An 18,820-nucleotide genomic window follows, 5' to 3' on the forward strand; every position below is an offset into this window, starting at 1 on the left:
CGGTGTCGGCAATGGCAACGGTGCGAGATAAGTGATTTTCCCACTGGGAAAAGGTTCTATGTCTCCCGCTTTTCGAGGTTGCTCCAGGTGCGGTGCAGGCAGGGAGCTATCAATCTTGGTGGGCATGGTTGGCCAGCTCCAGCAGATGGGTTTCAACCAGCAACAGCGGTGGATGCCCGGTAACGGATTGACGGGGCAACGCAGGAAAATGGTCCTTACCGCGCGGGTTGAGGTGAATAACGTCAGTCAGCGATTCCCACACACCCTTGGCGTTCAAGGTCTGGATACAGACCGCCAGCTCCAACGTTTCGGACGCTGGGGTAAATTCAGCATCAAAGTCCAGCGGGTACTGCAGACAAAGCACTAGCCGATCGGGTCCTGTTTGCACGATGCGCAGGCCGGCCGTGATTTCATCGCTGATAACGTCCTTGCGTTCTCGCGGCGTGCCACGACTGTGGAGAGGAATGGCAATACGGTGGGCGCCGATCCCAAGACGATGAACCGGTTTTCCACTCAACGGTGGCTGGAAATCGCTGAGCTTGAGCCTTGGCAGCACCAAGTGAATGTCGCTGGGCTTGGCTTTAAGCAGCAAGTTTTTCAGCCACGAGTCATGCTCATTCGGACCCAGTTGCGCGTACGGGGCGTTGAGCAAATAGCCCAAATAGCGCTGATATTCATCCAGGGTATGGTTGCCGCGTATCTCGGTATCCAGGCTCCAGGGCGTGGTTTTCAGCCATTTATCATGGGCGCTGATGTTGTATCGGTTGTGCAGCCAGGTTCCGCCCAATTCCAAAATGGTGAACAGGGCACCGGCCAGATTGAACCGGAAGAATACGGTGGATAGCCTTGTCCCCGCAGCGGCCCAAGCAGCCGTTCTTGCTGCAGTGTTTCTGGCAATCGCTACGGTAGAGCCCGCGTGTAAGGTATGACCTAAGCCATAGGCATTGACGGTCGTCATGCCGGCCGCGCCCGCTGTCGCGAGCGCGGCACTATTCTGCGCTGCAGCATTCCCGCTACGCGTCGCCTGTTGCCAATTCTGCTGCTGGGTATTGAGACTGACCACTGAAGAGATAAAACCGAAGCCGTAGGTGAAAACACCCAGTCCAACATGCAGCTTCCCCATCTGCACATGCACATTCTGCAACGCATGGTGTTGAAGTCCCGCGACGAGTTCAGCGCTACGGACCTTCAACGCGGTATCAGCCAGACTCTGTGCTGCAGTGAATCCCGCCGCCCCGGTAGCCATCGCTGCATTAAAAACGGGCATCCAGACTCGCTTGTTCCTGGATTGGTTGGTCAGTTCTCTTATGACCGAAACCAAATTCACCCCCTGCACCAAAAACACCAACAACCCCATCCCCTCGCTTCTAATCAACTTCGCATTCGGCACCGAGCTAACCCCCAGCCGAATATCCTTCAACAAACTCCGCACCTCCAACTGTTGCGCCGGCGGAAACACCACCGTCACCCCCGCCCGAGCCGGTGTCGCGCCGTACAGCCGAACCGACTGATCCGGCAGTTCCGCAATCGGGCTCAGCGCCCCGGCCAGTCGGCCTTCGAGTTGCGTCAACTGCCCGCGCACGCGGACAATTTCTTCCTGCAACTCAACCGCCCTCGGCGTTTTATGCCCTTGGCGGTTTTTGTTGTGGGTGAAGCGGCTGCGCTCACGGGTCAAGGTTTTCAGGTAATCACGCTCGCTCAACATTTCCTTGATGACGGTTTGCAGCGCCGCATGTTCCGCCGGGCTGGCGACAGTAAAGGTCACCCCGGTGGTTTTCGCCGCATCGAGGATCCGCCCCGACAAGGCCTTGGGCAGGCGTCGGAACAGTTCGTCAAGGTCGGGGATTTTTTCGCCCGACAGATCGAACCCTTCCAGCGCCCGGCCCAGGCCCAGGTTCAGCGCCGGGCTGAGGCTGTGCTGGGCCGCGTCGGCAACGGCGCGGGTGTGCTCCGGCAGTTCGTCGAGCGCCGGCAGGTGCGGCTGTTCGATTTTCTGTAACTCACCCAACCAGTGCGGCAGGTTGTTGAACATCCCCATGCCGGCGTTGAACAACGTGCTGTATTGCGCGGCCCGTTCTGGCTGAAGACGCAGCGGCAAGGTATAGAACAGCGGCCGGGTCAGTTCGGGGTGTTTCTCGAGATAACCGAGGAGGGTTTTGCTGGCGTGGTCACTGCGGCAGATGTCTTTGAGGCAGGCGTATTCGGCGGTGAAGGCCTGGTGGAGTTGCTGTTGATCCTGCGCGTCGTAATACCAGGCCGAGCGATGGAAGCGACCGGCACCCACCAGCATCGTGCGGTCGGCGGTGATGCGCTCGAGCAGGCGGTTCCAGCGCCCGAGGTCGTCGCGGTGCTGAAACAACGCGTCGTCCATGGCCGGCCGGTCGATGAAATCGTTGACCCCGCGTTTGCCACTGAAACTGGAGCCTTCGAGCACATCGATGATGCGTTTGTTTTGCTCTTGGCCGAGTTTTACCAAGGTATCGAGGTGACGTTCGACGAAATCGTCGGGGGCGACCTTGAAATGTTGGCGAGTGTAGTAACGGCGGTCGGCCTCGTCACTGGCGCGGCTGTGGGCGGTGAAGTCGGGGGTGGCGCCCTGGTACTTGGCGAGTTGGAACGCTTCGGCATGCGCTTCTTTGCGCGCGCGCTCCAGTTCCGGGGGCACGGGAGCGTCCAGTGACTCGACCTTGCCGCCCTTGTTCAGGTAGTTGAGCAAAGCTTTGCGGGTGTGTTCCCGGTCCGGTTCAGGCAACTGTTCCAAGTCCACAAGTTGGCTCAGGGACGCGATGTGAGCGCGGACATTGGAAAAACAACTCATGCGCGACGTTTGTCCGTCGGATTCAAGCGCTGCACCTCGGCGAAGATCTCCGTAATCGGGCGTCGCGGCTGACGTTTGTGCAGGGCGCGGACCTGTTCGCTCAGGCGCAGCAGTTCTTCGCTCGGTTTGGCCCATTGTTCCTTCGGCAGCGGCTCGGACCATTGGCGCATGACTTCGGGCATGGCCTGCGGGGCCATTTTCTGGAGGCGGCGGACTTCCCATTCGGTCAGGTGGTTGGGAATCGTCCACAACGTCATCACGTGGTACAGGTACCAGAAGAAACCGGACACTCGACCCCGTTGGCCATCGCGGATTTGCTGGTGCATGCGCGCGCGGGCGTTGTGGAAAGTATGCAGGCCTTCGTGGGAGGGATCGTCGGGGCCTTGTAGGTCTTGCGGGTCCTGGATGGATTTGAGGTCGTGGATTTCGTATTCCATGTAGCCGCGGATGGCTTCCCAGTGGCTGATGGCCAGGGAAAGACCGAAGCAGGGAAATTCGACGCTGGTCAGGGTCTCGCCGTGCTGGAAACCGATGCCCATGCCGTATTGGCGGTGGATGCCGAATTGGGTGGCGCCTTGGGCTTCGATGATCCAAGCGGAGAGGGATTCCCAAGGGACGAAGACGGGCTCGGTGGCGTCTTCGGGCATGAAGCAGACTTCGCGGCGTTGGCGGTTGAAGCGAGTGGGAATGATGGCGGCGCGTTTGTTGTGATAGTGGAGCCAAGTGAAGAAGAGAATGGCTAGAGCAGAGAAGCCGGTTATCAGGGCTAGTCCGTAGGACGCATGGAAGATCCCTTCGATGGAATCTCTAATATCTTCCCAGCTGTATCCAAGTACGAGTCCAAGGAAGCCGCCAATTAGCGGAAAGAGGACGGCGATCGAGAAGGCAACGCTGAATGGTCCACCTAATACGACCTGCCATGAAAACACCTGCGGCGATCCCAGCCCAAAATCCATGTACACCTCATTTAGCTCCCCGATATGCGGGCCATGCGGCGGCAGCGGTGTCGGCAATGGCAACGGTGCGAGATAAGTAATTCTCCCACTGGGAAACGGTTCTATATCTCCCGCTTTTCGGGATTGCGCAAGGTGCGAGGTCGGCACGAGGCTATCAATCTTGGTGGGCATGATCGGCCAACTCCAGCAAATGGGTTTCAACCAGCAACATGGGCGGATGCTCGGTAACGGTTTGAGAGGCCAATGCCGGAAAGCGGCCGTCACTCCGAGGGTTCAGGCGAATGACCCGAATACGAGAAACCCACGCGCCCTTGGCGTTCAAGGTCTGGATACAGACTGCCAGCTCCAGTGTTTCGGACGCCGGGGTGAATTCGGCGTCGGGATCCACTGGATATTGCAGGCATAACACCAACCGGTCGGGTCCTGTTTGCACGATGCGCAGGCTGGCCGTGATTTCCTCGCTGATAACGTCCTTGCGCTCTCGCGGCGTGCCACGGCTGTGGAGAGGAATGGCAATGCGGTGGGCGCCGATCCCCAGGCGATGAGTCGCTTTGCCACTCTGGATCAGTTCCGGGTGTTTTTCCTGATAGTCGAGCAGGGCTTTACGGCTGTAACAGCTCATGCGCGACGCTTGTCCGTCGGATTCAAACGCTGCACTTCAGTAAAGATCTCGGTAATCGGTCGACCAGGTTGGCGTTTATGCAGCTGTCGGACCTGATCGCTCAGACGCAGTAGCTCTTCACTCGGTTTGGCCCATTGTTCCTTCGGCAGCGGCTCGGACCATTGGCGCATCACTTCGGGCATGGCCTGCGGGGCCATTTTCTGGAGGCGGCGGACTTCCCATTCGGTCAGGTGGTTGGGAATCGTCCACAGCGTCATCACGTGGTACAGGTACCAGAAGAAGCCGGACACTCGTCCACGTTGGCCGTCGCGGATTTGCTGATGCATGCGTGCGCGGGCGTTGTGGAAAGTGTGCAGGCCTTCGTGGGGCGGGTCGTTCGGGCCTTGCAGGTCTAGCGGGTCCTGGATGGACTTGAGGTCGTTGACTTCGTATTCCATGTAGCCGCGGATCGCTTCCCAGTGGCTGATGGCCAGGGAAAGGCCGAAGCTGGGAAATTCGACGCTGGTCAGGGTCTCGCCGTGCTGGAAACCGATGCCCATGCCGTACTGGCGGTGGATGCCGTATTGGGTCGCGCCTTGGGCTTCGATGACCCAGGCGGATAGGGATTCCCAAGGGACGAAGACGGGTTCGGTGGCGTCTTCGGGCATGAAGCAGACTTCGCGGCGTTGGCGATTGAAGCGAGTGGGGATGATTTTGAGGCGTTTTTTGTGGTTGTGGTGCCAGACGGCTAGGCAGATGAATAAGGAAAAAAAAGCGGTTAAGAGTCCGAGTTCTGAAGAAGGGAAAAAAATATCTACTGCGAACTCCCATGAGTAAACCCATTCGTATCCCAAAACGAGGCCGAAAAAAAAACTAAATAATGGGAACAAGAAAACGAACATACAGGCTGTTGTTAAGGGACCTCCCAATGTTATCTGCCACATAAACACTTGAGGCGAACCCAGCCCGAAGTCCATATACACCTCATTTAACTCCCCAATATGCGGACCATGCGGCGGCAGGAGTGTCGGCAGCGGCAGCGGCGCGAGATAGGTAATTCTTCCGCTGGGAAACGGCTCGACATCGCCTGCATTTCGAGGTTGATCAAGATGCGGTGCACACATAGGAATATCAATCTTGGTGGGCATGGTCGGCCAACTCCAGCAAATGGGTTTCAACCAGCAACATGGGCGGATGCTCGGTAACGGAGTTAGAAGGTAGTGCAGGGAAATGGCCTTCGGTCCGAGGGTTCAGGCGAATGACCCGAATGCGAGAAACCCACGCGCCCTTGGCGTTCAAGGTCTGGATACAGACCGCCAGCTCCAGCGTTTCTGACGCCGGGGTAAATTCAGCATCAAGGTCCAGCGGGTATTGCAGGCATAACACCAACCGATCTGGCCCTGTTTGTACGATGCGCAGGCTGTTCGCCACTTCCTCGCTGATGACGTCCTTGCGCTCGCGCGGTACACCACGACTGTGGAGGGGAACGGAAAGACGGTGGGCGCCAATCCCCAGGCGATGAGCCGGTTGACCGCTCAGGGGCGGCTGAAAATCATTGAGCTTGAGCCCTGGCAGCACCAGATGGATGTCTTTGGGCTTGGCCTTTAACAGCAGGTCTTTCAGCCAGGAGTCATGCTTGTTCGGACCCAGTTGCGCATACGGGGCGTGAAGCAAATAGGCCAGATAACTTTGATATTCATCCAGGGTATGGTCGCCGCGATGATCGGTGTCCAAGCTCCAGGGCGTGGTTTTCAGCCATTTATCATGGGCACTGATGTTGTAGCGGTTGTACAGCCAGGTTCCGCCCAACTCCAAAATGGTGAACAGGGCACCGGCCAGATTGAACCGGAAGAATACGGTGGATAGCCTTGTCCCCGCAGCGGCCCAAGCAGCCGTTCTTGCTGCAGCGTTTCTGGCAATCGCTACGGTATAGCCCGCGTGCAAGGTATGACCTAAGCCATAGGCATTGACGGTCGTCATGCCGACCGCGCCCGCGGCAGCGAGCGCTGCACTATTCTGCGCAGCAGCATTCCCACTACGCGTCGCCTGTTGCCAATTCTGGTGGTGGTTGATGAGGCTGCCCATTGAAGACGCAAAACCTAAAACGTAGGTAAAGAAACCCAAGCCCACATGCATCTTGCCCATCTGCACATGCACATTCTGCAAAGCATGATGCTGAAGTCCCGCGACGAGTGCAGCGCTGCGAGCTTTCAGAGCTGTATCGGCGAGACTTTGGGCTGCTGTGAAACCCGCAGCCCCTGTGGCAGCCGCCGCACTCAACAACGGCGCCAACTTACGCTTATCCCGTGACAGGCTAAACGTTTCCCTCATGACCCCCACCAAATTCACCCCCTGCACCAAAAACACCAACAACCCCATCCCTTCACTCCGAATCAACTTCCCATTCGGCACCGAGCTAACCCCCAGCCGAATATCCTTCAACAAACTCCGCACCTCCAACTGCTGCGCCGGCGGAAACACCACCGTCACCCCCGCCCGAGCCGGCGTAGCGCCGTACAGGCGAGCCGACTGATCCGGCAATTCCGCAATCGGGCTCAGCGCCCCCGCCAACCGGCCTTCGAGCTGCGTCAACTCTGCACGCACCCGCACGATCTCGCCCTGCAACTCCACCGCCCGCGCCGTCTTGTGCCCCTGGCGGTTTTTGTTGTGGGTGAGCTGGTTGCGTTCCCGAGTCAGGGTTTTCAGGTAATCGCGCTCCCTGAGCAGTTCCTTGAGGTTGGTTTGCAGCGCCGCGTGTTCCGCCGGGCTGGCGACGGTAAAGGTCACGCCGGTGGTTTTCGCCGCATCGAGTATCCGCCCCGACAAGGCTTTAGGCAGGCGCCGGAACAGTTCGTCAAGGTCGGGGATTTTCTCTCCCGACAGGTCAAACCCTTCCAACGCCCGGCTCAGGCCCATGTTCAGCGCAGGACTGAGGCTGTGCTGCGCTGCGTCCGCAACGGCGCGGGTGTGCTCCGGCAGTTCGTCGAGCGCCGGCAGGTGCGGCTGTTCGATTTTCTGTAACTCACCCAACCAGTGCGGCAGGTTGTTGAACATCCCCATGCCGGCGTTGAACAACGTGGCGTATTGCGCGGCCCGTTCTGGCTGAAGACGCAGCGGCAAGGTGTAGAACAGTGGCCGGGTCAGTTCCGGGTGTTTCTCGAGATAACCGAGGAGGGTTTTGCTGGCGTGGTCACTGCGGCAGATGTCTTTGAGGCAGGCGTATTCGGCGGTGAAGGCCTGATGGAGTTGCTGTTGATCCTGCGCGTCGTAGTACCAGGCCGAGCGATGGAAGCGACCGGCACCCACCAGCATCGTGCGGTCGGTGGTGATGCGCTCGAGCAGGCGGTTCCAGCGGCTGAGGTCGTCGCGGTGCTGAAACAGTGCGCTGTCCATGGTCGGCCGGTCGATGAAATCGTTGACCCCGCGTTTGCCACTGAAACTGGAGCCTTCGAGCACATCAATGATGCGTTTGTTTTGCTCTTGGCCGAGTTTTACCAAGGTATCGAGGTGACGTTCGACGAAATCGTCGGGGGCGACCTTGAAATGTTGGCGAGTGTAGTAACGGCGGTCGGCCTCGTCACTGGCGCGGCTGTGGGCGGTGAAGTCGGGGGTTGCGCCCTGGTACTTGGCGAGTTGGAACGCTTCGGCATGGGCTTCTTTGCGCAGCTGCACCAGCTCCGGGGGCACGGGAGCGGCTAGCGACTCGACCTTGCCGCCCTTGTTCAGGTAGTCGAGCAAGGCTTTGCGGGTGTGTTCCCGGTCCGGTTCGGGCAACTGTTCCAGATCGCCAAAAAGCGCCTGGACTCGCGGATCGTCGCTGGCGTCGGCCAGGTTACCGATATCCGCAGGACTGAGCTGGCTCAGGGATTCGATGTAGCAAGCCAGCAGGTAATCGCGTTCGTTGTGGCCGGCATTGCTCCAGTCGTCAACCCAGCCGACCACGGTGTCTTGATACTCGGCCAGGTCGCGCAGCACGCCGAGGTCGTCGTGCACCACGAGAAACAGCGTGTCGTCCTGATAAGGCCCGCGCACCTGACCGAGCAACTCGCCGGTGTGCGCCTCGCGAAAGCGCGGCGGCTTTTCCCATAAATAAGGTTCACGTTCGTGCGCGGGGGCATCGCTGACGTGCACCGTCGGCAACAGAACGGCGTCCGGCGGCGACTCGGCTTCCTGTTCAGCGCGGTCTTGCGCCGCTTGCGCCTGCCGGGCCGGATCGGTCGCAATCTCCGCCAACCACCGCTTGCCTTGCTCGACCGTAAGCAGGTGCTCGCCACCGGTTTCACAATCCACCGGGCCGAGATCGACGGCCTGCATGAAGTGTTCGCGTTCCTCGCGGCTGTCGAGCACTTGCGCGCATTTGGCCGCCGTCCACTGCACTTCGGCGAAGGTCACATGCAGGGTGCTGCGCCGCGAAAACACCAGTGCCGGACGCTCTTCGATGGGCGTGCGCTGATCGCTGTCGACCTTGGCGCCCTTGTGCAGCAAGGCGCTGACCAGTCCGTTGAGTACCTGGTATTCGTGCAAGTGGCCGGTGACGCTGTCGATGACGTACAACCAGCCATCGCGCAGCATGCGAATGCCCAGCGGGCGGGTCGTCAGGGCATACGGCAGCTTCAGTTCCGCACTCGGGTCGAGTGGCTTTTCCACCAGTCCGTAACGCAAGGGCAACAACTGCACATGGGTTTGCCGCAGCGGGCAGGCACCCAGAGAGCCGATGGGGGATTTGGATGCGGCGGCCGCCGCGAGGTCGGCAGGGTGTGGCGTGTTCATGGACGACCTCGTTCATTTGCCCATTGGCGGGCCAGGTCAGCGGCCAGTACGATGCGCTCGCCGATGGGTTGCAAGGAGGGGTTATGCAGCAATCGATTGATTTCGGGATGCTGGCCTAGGGGCGATCCGTCCAGCCGGGCCATGACATTGGCGTAATAGAACAGCCCGGACGGGGTATCCAGGCCCAGGGCGCTGGCTTCGCTTTCCAGTTGTTCCAGCATTGGCCAACGTTCAGACACGCTTTCGCCGCCATGGCGCTCAGGAAAGTATTTGAGCAAATGGGCGTCGAGTTCGAGCAACGTGCGGCGTTGATCAACCCGGTCCAACGCTGCATTCAGTTCAGGGCTCAGGCGATAGGGCGTGGTCAGTTCTGGGCATTCGGGCAGTCGCGGTTGATAACGCTGCCAATTGGCGCTGACGCTGTCGGCCATCACCACGCAGGCAAGGGGACCGAATAAACGCTGATCGCCGCTGCCAAACAACGCCTGCGCCACTGCCGCATCAGCCATACGCAGGACCACCGTCAGACCTTCGGGCAATTCAACGGTCAGCAGTTTGCGCAAGTGCTGGGCGACGTCATGCGCAGGTGCGGTGCTGAACAACAGCACGCCCCACTCTTCATGCGCCTGTTGCCGATAGAACTGAAAAATCGGTTCGTCAGGTTGTTGGATCGCCACCAGCAGCGGCGAGATATCCCGCAGCGCGGTGAACGGCACACAGTCATACAGCGCCATTGTGGTTGCGCCCGGACAGAGCGTTTTCAGGCGTTCTGGCAAATCACTCAGGGTCGCGCCGTCCAGCAACAGAAAAGCCTGTTGCTCGCTCCAGGGCAGGTCGTTTGGCAGAGAGGTCGAGAGGTTCATGCTTGGGCGGCCTCGCAAATCAGGCAGCGCGAGGCGCGGGTCGAAATCAGCGCACGACGTTGCTGTGCCGCATCGAACGTTACTTTCAGCAGGGGCAAGGCGCCCGGCATCAGGGGCTCGGCGGGTAGACCCACGGCTGGGGCACCGCCCTCCAGAATCGGCACGCTGCTGAAAATGCCTTCCGGCCCAAGCGTCAGCCAATGACCGCCAGCCTGGACTGTCAGGTGCGCTCCGCCATCGATGACGACTTGTTGCCCGGCACTCAGATGAATCTGTTGTGTGGCGCTGAGTCGCTGACTAGTGACGCGGATATGTTGATCGCCATGGATCAACAGGTGGTCGTCCTGCTTGAGTTCGGTCAGGCGATTGCCGTGGGTCAGATGATGTTCTTCACTGCGCAGGTCGTGGCTGGCGATGCCACCGACCACCACGGTGCGCTGGTTATCGACTTGAATGCGTTCGTCGTTGAGGACGAGCTGGACGAAATCGCGCTGGGCGCGCAGGGCAATCTCTTCGGCGCCCTTTTTGTCCTCGATGCGCAACTCGTTGTAACCGCCGCCACCGGGACTGCTCTGGCTGCGCAAAATGCTTTGCGTATGCTGGGCGGGCAAATCGAGTGGCACCGGGGTTGAGGCGTTGGGCAGGCAGTTGAGGATAAAAGGTTTGTCAGGGTCGCCATCGGTGAACCCCACCAGCACTTCCATGCCGACCCGGGGGATCTGGACGCTGCCATAACGGTCATGGGCCCAACCGGTAGCGACTCGAAGCCAGCAGCTCGATTGTTCGTTGTGCTGACCCTCTCGGTCCCATGGCAGTTGAACCTTGACCCGACCATATTCATCGCAGTAGATCTCTTCGCCGGGCGGGCCTGTGACGATGGCATGCTGGTTGCCCGTTATTCGCGGCTTGGCGTGTTCAAGGGCCGGCCTGAACAGGACGTCCCAAGGTGTCGCGACGAAGTGGTTACGGTAGCCCTGACTGAAACCGTCCTGCGGTTTGGCATCGGTGATCGACTCCTCAAGCACTTGAGGTTGCAGGCCAACATGTTCGACTTCAGTCAGAAGCCACAGACCATTCCAGTCAGCGCGGGGGTGTTCTGACATGTCGACGAAATGGCCGCAGCGCATGGCGCTCTGATCACTGCGCCCATTGGCTTGCCGGTAATCGGCCCGGTGGCGTTCCAGTGCCCGATTGGCCAGATGTTTACCGCGCTCACGATGGGTGAACTGACCTGGGAAACCATAATCCTCAAGGTGCGGCAGCAGCGGGTTTTTGGCCTCGCTTTCCAGTTCCAGACGCGGTTTCTCGAAGTCGTAATCACGACGGCTGACGTGGGTCGGGCGGGTTTCCAGTCGCAGCTTGAAACGGTCGATCACCGGCGCTTCGGCGACCATGCCACTGCCTGGCCTGTACGCGGTTGACTGGGAGGGTTTCGAGAAGCTGGTTTGATCGTCGCCGAACACCAGCACATGCCCGTCGGGGCTGTGCTCGAAATGAAAGTGCAGTCCTTCTTCCTCGCACAACCTTTGCAGGAAATGCAGTCCGGTCTCGTATTGCACGCAATAGAGCCGAGGCCGGTACTCGGCGCTTAGTTGGAAGCGCCAGGTATCGGGCTGCATGCCCTGGTCTTTCAGTACTTTTGCAATGATCTGCGGCACGCTCAGTTGCTGAAAAATGCGCTGGTTATGGCAGTGGGTGAGGTAGGCGAGTTGGGGCACCAGGGTCATCTGATAGCGGGTCAGGCGTTTGCCTGAATCGCCTTGGGCGATTCGATAGACCTGCCCGTGAATGCCGGCGTTGTCAGGACCGAAGCGCAGAAAAGCCGGGCGATGCAGCAGAGACTCGAGGTCCAGGTCGGGGCGTTCACTGACCAGTTCGAGTTTGAGTTCGTATGGCTGGTTGAGCCGCTCCTTGGCTCGGAACTCCAGTACCTGAAGGTCGTGGGAAAACCCTGCGACGTCGAGTTTGAAAACGACGGGTCTGGCAGCATTGAACATCCACATGTCCTTGTGTCTATCGGAAGGCACGGGACTTTGCGTGGTTCTGCGAGCTGGCGCAGTCAGACAGGTCGTTTTTTAGCGTAGGACCATTCCCTTAAGCCGGGTCGCTGTCGAGGGTTCTGACCTGACTAGGCAGACACCGTAGAAAATGAAGTGCAGGCTGGGAGGGTAATGACAACGGCAAAAGGGGGGGATGGCTGGGGATGCCGACAGGCTTCGGGTATCCAGATTATGAGTGACTCATTCAATTTTATTTCAATTTCGATGTGGTGTGTGGTCGATGTACATTTGCCAACGAGATGTCTGGTGCTGTTGCGCACCATCAGCTCGCGCAGCAGATCAATCGCTGGCCCAACGGCCTGGTGTTGATCAGCCACGACCGGGGCCTTCTGGAGCACGTGAACGAAATCGTCGGGCTTTCACCCTTGGGGCTGGCGGTTTATGGCGGCAATTACAGTCAGTATGCAGCGGTACGCGAGCAAGAACAGCAGTCGTTCCAGTCTGCATTGCTAGGCGAACTCATCCGCAGTTGCCATGTCGGCTGGCTGGATCAGCACGCCGGTTTGCAGTACCCGGAACGCACGGCGGTGCAATGGCTCTACGAGAGTAAACCGGAGTTGCCCGAGGCCGAGGCACGGACCCGCCTGGCCCAGATGGGAATTGATGCGGATCGTGCGACGCTCAAGACCTGCCAATTAAGCGGTGGCGAACGCCTGAAGATTGCCCTGGCTGCGCAGCTGTATGCACAGCGACCCCCGCAATTACTGTTGCTGGACGAGCCGGACAACCATTTGGACTTGCCCAGTAAAATTGCGCTGGAACAGATGCTCAATCAGTACCAAGGGGCATTGATAGTCGTCTCTCATGACAGCGCTTTTTTACAGGCGATTCATCTGGACGCTGAGTTTCATCTCAACATCTAGAGGGCTTCATTTCGGATAAAGCGGCGGTAGTCCGCTGTCACCCACCGGGTCCTGAACCCGTTCGGCAATCGGAATCGCCTTGATCGCGCGCCACAGTTCTTCGCCTTGCCAGTGCTGGCCGGTTTCGCTGTATAGCGCACCGTTCAGGCCGTCGAGGGCATCGGACAGTGGCACGAAACGGGCGGCCATGTCGGCCAGGGTTTCCGGCTGTTGCCGCGCCCAGGCGTCGAGCGCCTGGCGGGTGGCGTGGGAGTCGTTCGCCAGGCAGGCGCGCTTGAGGTCGTCGAGGACGGTGCGCGGGCTTGGGCCAGTCTGCGTGGCACGCAGGATCGCCGGTTGCCAGCGGGCACGCCACCAGAGGCCGAAGCCCAGCAGGGTGGTGCAGGCCAGGATCAGCGTGCTGAGTTTCCAGCGCAGCAGGGTTTCGCTGTCGGCAGCGGAATTGACTTGAGGGGTCCCCGCTGCTGTGTCGACTGTCATGCTTGGGTTGTTGGCGACTTGCAGCGTACGGGCCGGCAGGCTGCTGTGTTCCAGATGATCTTCGAACGTGTTCCACCAGACCACGTCTACCGCCGGCAACTCGATTGCGCCGCTGCGGGTGGGAACGAGGGCTTCGCGGTCTTCGCGATTGCCGATCAGCCCACGTTCGCTGCTCTGGTTGTTCAGTACCGGTTGATCCGGATAGCGCCGCAAACCGTTGACGTCAGTGGCCGGCAGCGGCGGCAGTTGCGAACTGGACAGGCCTTCAACCTTCAGGATCAGGCTGCGGGTCAGCGAATCGCCCACTTGTGCGTGGTCCGGCTCCGGGTTCCAGCTTTCGCTCAGCGTTACGCTGCGGGCCGGCAGCCAGGGCAGGTCGGCAGGGTAGGCGATGGGTTTGGCTTTGACCGTCAGCAAAATGGGCGCGGAACTGACGCGCATCAGTTTCCCTGATTTCGGTGCCTGAGTCGCTGCGTCCTGCGCGGGCTGGGTATCGACCAGAGTGGCACTGAAGATCTGCGCCGGAATGACCAGTTCGCCACTCTGTTGCGGATAGATCGCGTAGCGCATTTCGATCACGCCATGGCGCAGACCGTTGATGACTTTTTCGTAGGTGCGTGACTCGCCCAGTGGTTCGACACGCGCGTCAGGCACCTGCAAAGGGGTCAGGCTGCTGTCGTCGTAAAGCGACACGGAATGGTAGATGCGCAAGGTCAGGACCGCCTGGGCTTGCACATACACACTGGTCTGATCGAGGCTGGCGTCGATAAACACCGGGGCCAGTTTGGTCGCGGTGTCCTGGCTTTCGCTCTCGACCACTTGCACCGTGATGGGCTGGCTCTGCACCTCGCCCAGTTGCAATGACGGAATCGTCACGCTGCCGTTTGCCCTGGGCAGCAAGGTAATGATCCAGCGCGTGGTCGCACGGTTGTCGCCACTGAGGGTGTTCAACTGGTTGACCTGGCGGGTGCCGCGCACTTCGAACAGCGGCTCCAGTGGGCTCAGGTCCGGCTTGCCGAACTGGGTCACGTCGCTGGATTCCAGGGTCAGTTCGACCGTCTCGCCGGAGTTCAGGCGGCTGCGATCGACACTGGCCACCAGCCCCGACGCCTGGGCCTGAACGGCGCAGAACAGCAGGGCAAGCATGAAGAGGGTGAAGCGGGTCATCGAGTTTTTCCCTGATCCTGATGTTGTTGCTGTTCGTACCAGAATTTGCGCCTGAGCAGCTCACCCGGATCATCCGGGATCTTGCGCAGCCATTGCTCCAGCGCCTGACGCTGTTCGCCTTCGATCGTGCTGCTGGCCGGGCGCTGCGGTGGCCTGGTGCTTTGCTCGTCTGCCAACTCGCTGCCCGGGACTTCATTGGCACCCGGTTTTGGCGGCGCTGTGGCCTGTTGTTCGATATCCGGTGTGGCCTGTTGGGCATCGGTTTTCGGATCGCCGCTGCTCGTCGGTTGCGTGGCCGCTCCTGGCGACTGTTCCTGCTCGGCGTTCTGCGCTTCGCTGTCGTCGGTGGAATCCGGCTCAACCGGCGGCGGGGTGGGTTTCTGCTTGAGCAGACTTTCCACCAGCGCTTTATTGGTCAGGGCCGGGCGCAAATCCGGTTGAAGTTCCAACGCTTGTTCGTAGGCATCCAGCGCGGCTTCCAACTCCCCGCTTTTGGCAAGGGCATTGCCACGATTGTAGTGGGCGTGGGCGTCACTGCCTTGGGCGAACCGCTGGGCGGCGCCACTGTAGTCGCCGGCTTGATACAGCGCCACACCTTGCCATTGTGGGTTCTGGAAGTACTGCGCAGCCCTGGCCGGGTGGTCTCGCTTGAGCAAGTGCAGGCCCCTTTGATCAGGGCGCAGCCACAAGTCTTCGAAGTCGAAGGCGTAACTCGGTTGCGGCAGCATCCACAGCAGCGGCAGGCAGAACAACCAGCCGCGGCGCCCGGCACACGCCGCCAACAGCAACAGCGGCAGCAATAGCCAGTAGCCCTGGTCGGCCCATGTGTCGAGGCGCAAGGTTTGCCCGTCGTTACGCAGCGTGCGCGGGCCATCGAGCAGGCCGAGCGCGCGCAGGTCGGCATCGTCCAGTTCCGCCTGGCGATAGCGTCCGCCGAGATCGTGGGCAAAGTCTTTGAGGCTTGAGTTGTCCAGGCGCGGTACCAGAATCGCGCCTTCATTGTCCTTGAGGAAGCTGCCGTCCTCCTGAGCGACCGGCGCACCTTCGGCGGTGCCGATGCCAAGCATCAAAAATTGCGTCGAATGCCCGTCCAGTGCCTGGCGGATGCCTTGGCGCTCTTGCTCGGTCAGGGTGGAGCCGATCAGCAGAATCCGGCCATCGCCCAAAGCGGCCTGTTTGAGCAAGGCAAGGGCCTTGTTCACCGCGAGATCAGCCCGATGACCGGTCTCAGGCATCAGCGAAGGTTTCAGCGCATCCAGCAGGTTGCCACTGGTCGAGAGGTCATCCGACAGCGGCACCAACGTGTGTGCGCTGCCGGAGTAAACAACGATGGCCGTCTGCGAGTCGCTGCGCACTTGCAGCAGGTCAAACAGCTTGCGTCGCGCCTGTTCCAGCCGATTCGGCACCACGTCGGTGGCGAGCATTTCCGGGGTCAGTTCCAGCACCACGACCAGTGGGTCGGCAGGCTTCTGACTGGCTTGTTCGACCCGTTGCCAACTCGGCCCCAGCAGCGCCAGAACGGTCAGCACCCAGGCCAACCCGAGTACGACCCACGGCAGCTTGCTGTCGCGTCCATTACCGCCACTGAGCAAGGCGGCGTGAAAGGCGGGCGGCAGAATCATCTGCCAGCGCCCGGCACGCTTTTGCCGGTGCCAGAGTTGCCACAGCAACCAGCCCAACACAGGCAACAGCAACAGCCACCAAGGGCGGAACCAGAAAGGCCAGAGCACGCTCATCGGCGTCTCCGCAGGCGCAGGCGTTTGAGTCGCTGGCGCCAGTCAGGCAGGGGCGATTGCAAGAACAGATCCTTGGTGAACAGGCGATGCAGCGGGTTGTCCGGCCAGCGCTCGCGCGCCACCAACAGCATGCTCAACAGCAGCGCCAATGCGAGCGGCCAGTGATACAACGCCTGGGCCGGACGGGCCTGGGTGGGTTGTTGCGTGACCGGCTCGAGTTTGTCGAGGGTATCCTTGATGGTTTGCAGTTCGTTGCCGTCATGGGCGCGGAAATACTGACCGCCGGTGGCTTCAGCGATGGCTTTGAGCGCCGGTTCGTCGAGGTCCAGGCTCGGGTTGACGCCGAGAAAGCCCAGCGTGCCACTGTCTTCGGGGTTGGCTCCAACGCCGATGGGGTAGATTTTCACCCCTTCGTTAGCCGCCAGGCGCGCAGCGGTCAACGGGTCGATTTCGCCGCCGTTGTTGGCGCCGTCCGTGACCAGAATCAGTACGCGGCTCTGGGCCGGACGCAGGCGCAGGCGTTTAAGGGCCAGGCCGATGGCATCGCCGATGGCGGTGTTCTTGCCGGCGATGCCGATCCGTGCTTCGTCGAGCCAGACCCTTACGGTGTGCCGGTCGAAGGTCAGCGGCGCTTGCAGGTACGCCTGACTGCCGAACAGGATCAGGCCGATCCGATCCCCATCACGGCTTTCCAGGAAGTCACCGAGCAAATGCTGCACGAGGCTCAAACGGCTGATGTCCTCGTCTTGCCACTTCATGTCGGGAAAATCCATCGACCCGGACACGTCTACCGCTACCAGCAAATCGCGGCCACTGGCCGCAATCGGCAGCGGTTCACCCAGCCATTGCGGGCGCGCGGCGGCGATCAACAGCAACAGCCAAAGGAGCATGAACGGTGCCTGCTGGCGCCAGGCCGGCAGGTTTGCCCGGGCGCGTCGGCGGGTCAGGCCTTCGAGGTCATTCAGGAACGTGACTTTGAGCGCCGGCTCGCCGCTGTCGGCCATTGGTAACAGCAGGCGCATCAGCCACGGCAAGGGCAGCAAGGCAAACATCCACGGCCAGGCGAACTCAAACATGTTTGCGAATCCAGGTATCGACGGCTTGGGTCAGGCCCGCGATGGCCTTGTCGTCGAGTTTGCATTCGGGTTTATAGGCGCCTTCAACCAGGACCATCCAGCGTGTCAGGCCAGCCGCCGGACAGCGGTTGTCGAGAAACGCCAGCCATTTGCGTCCGTTGAGTGTGTGGCTCTGGCTGTAGGGGTAATGATTGCGACACAGGCGCTTGAGCAACCCATTGAGCTGCTGCAACCAGGCGCCGGCCGGTGCGCCGTCGTAGGGTTTGGGCATCCGCGCGAGTTCGGCCAGCGCAGCGACGCGCACCGGGTCCAGCGGCTGTTCGGCGCGAACGATCGGGCGTTTGCGTGCCATCAAGTGTCGCATCCGCCACAGGCCAAAACCGATCAGCGGCAGCAGTAACAGCAACAACCACCAGCCCGGTGCGGGAGGCCAGAATTCGATGGGGGGCGGGGTAATCAGCGGCTGCAGTTGATCGAGGCTGCTCATCGACCTTTCCCCGGTTTTTGTGGGTTCAGGTATTCGCGCAGTTGCTCGACCATCTCGCTCTGGGTGCTCAATGGCATCAGTAATACGCGTAGTTTTTGGGCGAGCAATTCCCAGCGGGCGATGCGCGCTTCGGCTTGCGCGCGATAGGTCTGGCGCAGGTCGAAATTCAGGGTGTCGAGTTCCAGTTGCGCGCCACGTTCGGCAAATCGCAGCAAGCCGGCGGCGGGCAGGGCGTGGTCCAGTGGATCGGACACGGGCAGCAGCAACAGGTCGCAATGGCGCGACAGCAGGCTCAGTTGCTGTTCAGAACCTTCGGTCAAGGCGCGCTCGTCGCAGATCACGATAACCAGACTTCCGGGCCGCAACACTTCTCGCGCCCGGCGCAGTGCCAGGTTGAGGGAGTCGCGGTTCTGCTCGGTTTCGGTGTGCAACGATTGATTGACGCGCACCAGTCGGTTGAGCAATTGCAGCAGGCTTTGTTTGCTACGCCGAGGTTTGATTTCGTAGTGCTCGTTGTCGCCGAACACCAACCCGCCCACCCGGTCGTTATGGCCCAGCGCGGCCCAGCCAATCAGACTGGCGGCCTGGGCGGCGAGTACCGATTTGAACATCAGGCCCGAGCTGAAGAACAGCCGGCAGCTTTGCTCGACCATGATGAAAATTGGCCGCTCGCGCTCCTCATGAAACAGCTTGGTGTGGGGCTCTTGCGTGCGTGCGGTCACGCGCCAGTCGATGGTGCGCACATCGTCACCGGCTTGATAAACCCGCACTTGGTCGAAGTCCACACCGCGCCCGCGAAATTTGGAGTGGTGCAGGCCGATCAGCGGGCTGCGCTGGCTCGGCGTGGAAAACAACTGCACTTCACGCACACGATGGCGCATCTCGATCAGCTCGGCGAGGCTGACACGGATGCCCGGCTCGGGCGGCAGAATGGCGTTCATCG

At 60.5% G+C, this 18,820-nt stretch carries 12 protein-coding genes and 1 pseudogene; 1 reads left to right on the forward strand and 12 read right to left on the reverse strand.

Going from position 1 to position 18,820, the window contains the following annotated elements:
- Positions 1–109: 109 nt before the first annotated feature.
- From ACA048_RS13140 to ACA048_RS13170, 7 genes are read right to left on the reverse strand one after another with little or no spacing between them, the layout of a single operon-like run.
- The gene (locus tag ACA048_RS13140) at positions 110–2,818 is read right to left on the reverse strand and encodes a toxin VasX (protein ID WP_497629496.1); all 2,709 of its coding nucleotides are present in this window, start codon (positions 2,816–2,818) and stop codon (positions 110–112) included.
- Complete coding sequence (locus ACA048_RS13145; protein ID WP_497629497.1) at positions 2,815–3,945, reverse strand: hypothetical protein; 1,131 nt, start codon at positions 3,943–3,945, stop codon at positions 2,815–2,817. Before ACA048_RS13145 ends, ACA048_RS13140 begins: the two co-directional genes overlap by 4 nt.
- Positions 3,929–4,396, reverse strand: a complete 468-nt coding sequence (locus ACA048_RS13150) for a hypothetical protein (protein ID WP_497629498.1) — start codon at positions 4,394–4,396, stop codon at positions 3,929–3,931. The genes ACA048_RS13145 and ACA048_RS13150 overlap by 17 nt, the downstream gene beginning before the upstream one ends.
- A complete protein-coding gene (locus ACA048_RS13155; RefSeq protein ID WP_497629499.1) occupies positions 4,393–5,523 on the reverse strand; it encodes a hypothetical protein in 1,131 nt (376 codons plus the stop codon). The genes ACA048_RS13150 and ACA048_RS13155 overlap by 4 nt, the downstream gene beginning before the upstream one ends.
- Complete coding sequence (locus ACA048_RS13160; protein ID WP_497629500.1) at positions 5,507–9,145, reverse strand: toxin VasX; 3,639 nt, start codon at positions 9,143–9,145, stop codon at positions 5,507–5,509. Before ACA048_RS13160 ends, ACA048_RS13155 begins: the two co-directional genes overlap by 17 nt.
- Positions 9,142–10,008, reverse strand: coding sequence for a DUF4123 domain-containing protein (locus tag ACA048_RS13165; protein ID WP_497629501.1), 867 nt, complete (start codon positions 10,006–10,008; stop codon positions 9,142–9,144). Before ACA048_RS13165 ends, ACA048_RS13160 begins: the two co-directional genes overlap by 4 nt.
- Positions 10,005–12,005 (reverse strand): type VI secretion system Vgr family protein, encoded by a 2,001-nt coding sequence (locus ACA048_RS13170; RefSeq protein ID WP_497629502.1) that lies wholly within the window; start codon positions 12,003–12,005, stop codon positions 10,005–10,007. The genes ACA048_RS13165 and ACA048_RS13170 overlap by 4 nt, the downstream gene beginning before the upstream one ends.
- 323 nt (positions 12,006–12,328) lie before the next feature.
- On the opposite strand from ACA048_RS13170, the pseudogene ACA048_RS13175 reads away from it, so the two are divergent.
- Positions 12,329–12,931: pseudogene (locus ACA048_RS13175) on the forward strand (ATP-binding cassette domain-containing protein); the annotation flags it as partial.
- A 6-nt stretch (positions 12,932–12,937) separates the two neighbouring features.
- On the opposite strand, the gene ACA048_RS13180 reads toward ACA048_RS13175, so the two are convergent.
- The 5 genes from ACA048_RS13180 to ACA048_RS13200 are packed head-to-tail and all read right to left on the reverse strand — an operon-like array spanning position 12,938 to position 18,818.
- The gene (locus ACA048_RS13180; protein ID WP_497629503.1) at positions 12,938–14,578 is read right to left on the reverse strand and encodes a BatD family protein; all 1,641 of its coding nucleotides are present in this window, start codon (positions 14,576–14,578) and stop codon (positions 12,938–12,940) included.
- Positions 14,575–16,314, reverse strand: a complete 1,740-nt coding sequence (locus ACA048_RS13185; RefSeq protein WP_497629504.1) for a VWA domain-containing protein — start codon at positions 16,312–16,314, stop codon at positions 14,575–14,577. Before ACA048_RS13185 ends, ACA048_RS13180 begins: the two co-directional genes overlap by 4 nt.
- The gene (locus tag ACA048_RS13190) at positions 16,311–17,390 is read right to left on the reverse strand and encodes a vWA domain-containing protein (RefSeq protein WP_497629505.1); all 1,080 of its coding nucleotides are present in this window, start codon (positions 17,388–17,390) and stop codon (positions 16,311–16,313) included. Before ACA048_RS13190 ends, ACA048_RS13185 begins: the two co-directional genes overlap by 4 nt.
- Positions 17,383–17,877 (reverse strand): DUF4381 domain-containing protein, encoded by a 495-nt coding sequence (locus ACA048_RS13195; protein WP_223520760.1) that lies wholly within the window; start codon positions 17,875–17,877, stop codon positions 17,383–17,385. Before ACA048_RS13195 ends, ACA048_RS13190 begins: the two co-directional genes overlap by 8 nt.
- Positions 17,874–18,818, reverse strand: a complete 945-nt coding sequence (locus tag ACA048_RS13200) for a DUF58 domain-containing protein (RefSeq protein ID WP_489337228.1) — start codon at positions 18,816–18,818, stop codon at positions 17,874–17,876. The genes ACA048_RS13195 and ACA048_RS13200 overlap by 4 nt, the downstream gene beginning before the upstream one ends.
- Positions 18,819–18,820: the final 2 nt, after the last annotated feature.

This window comes from Pseudomonas sp. LBUM1659 (genome assembly GCF_059716045.1).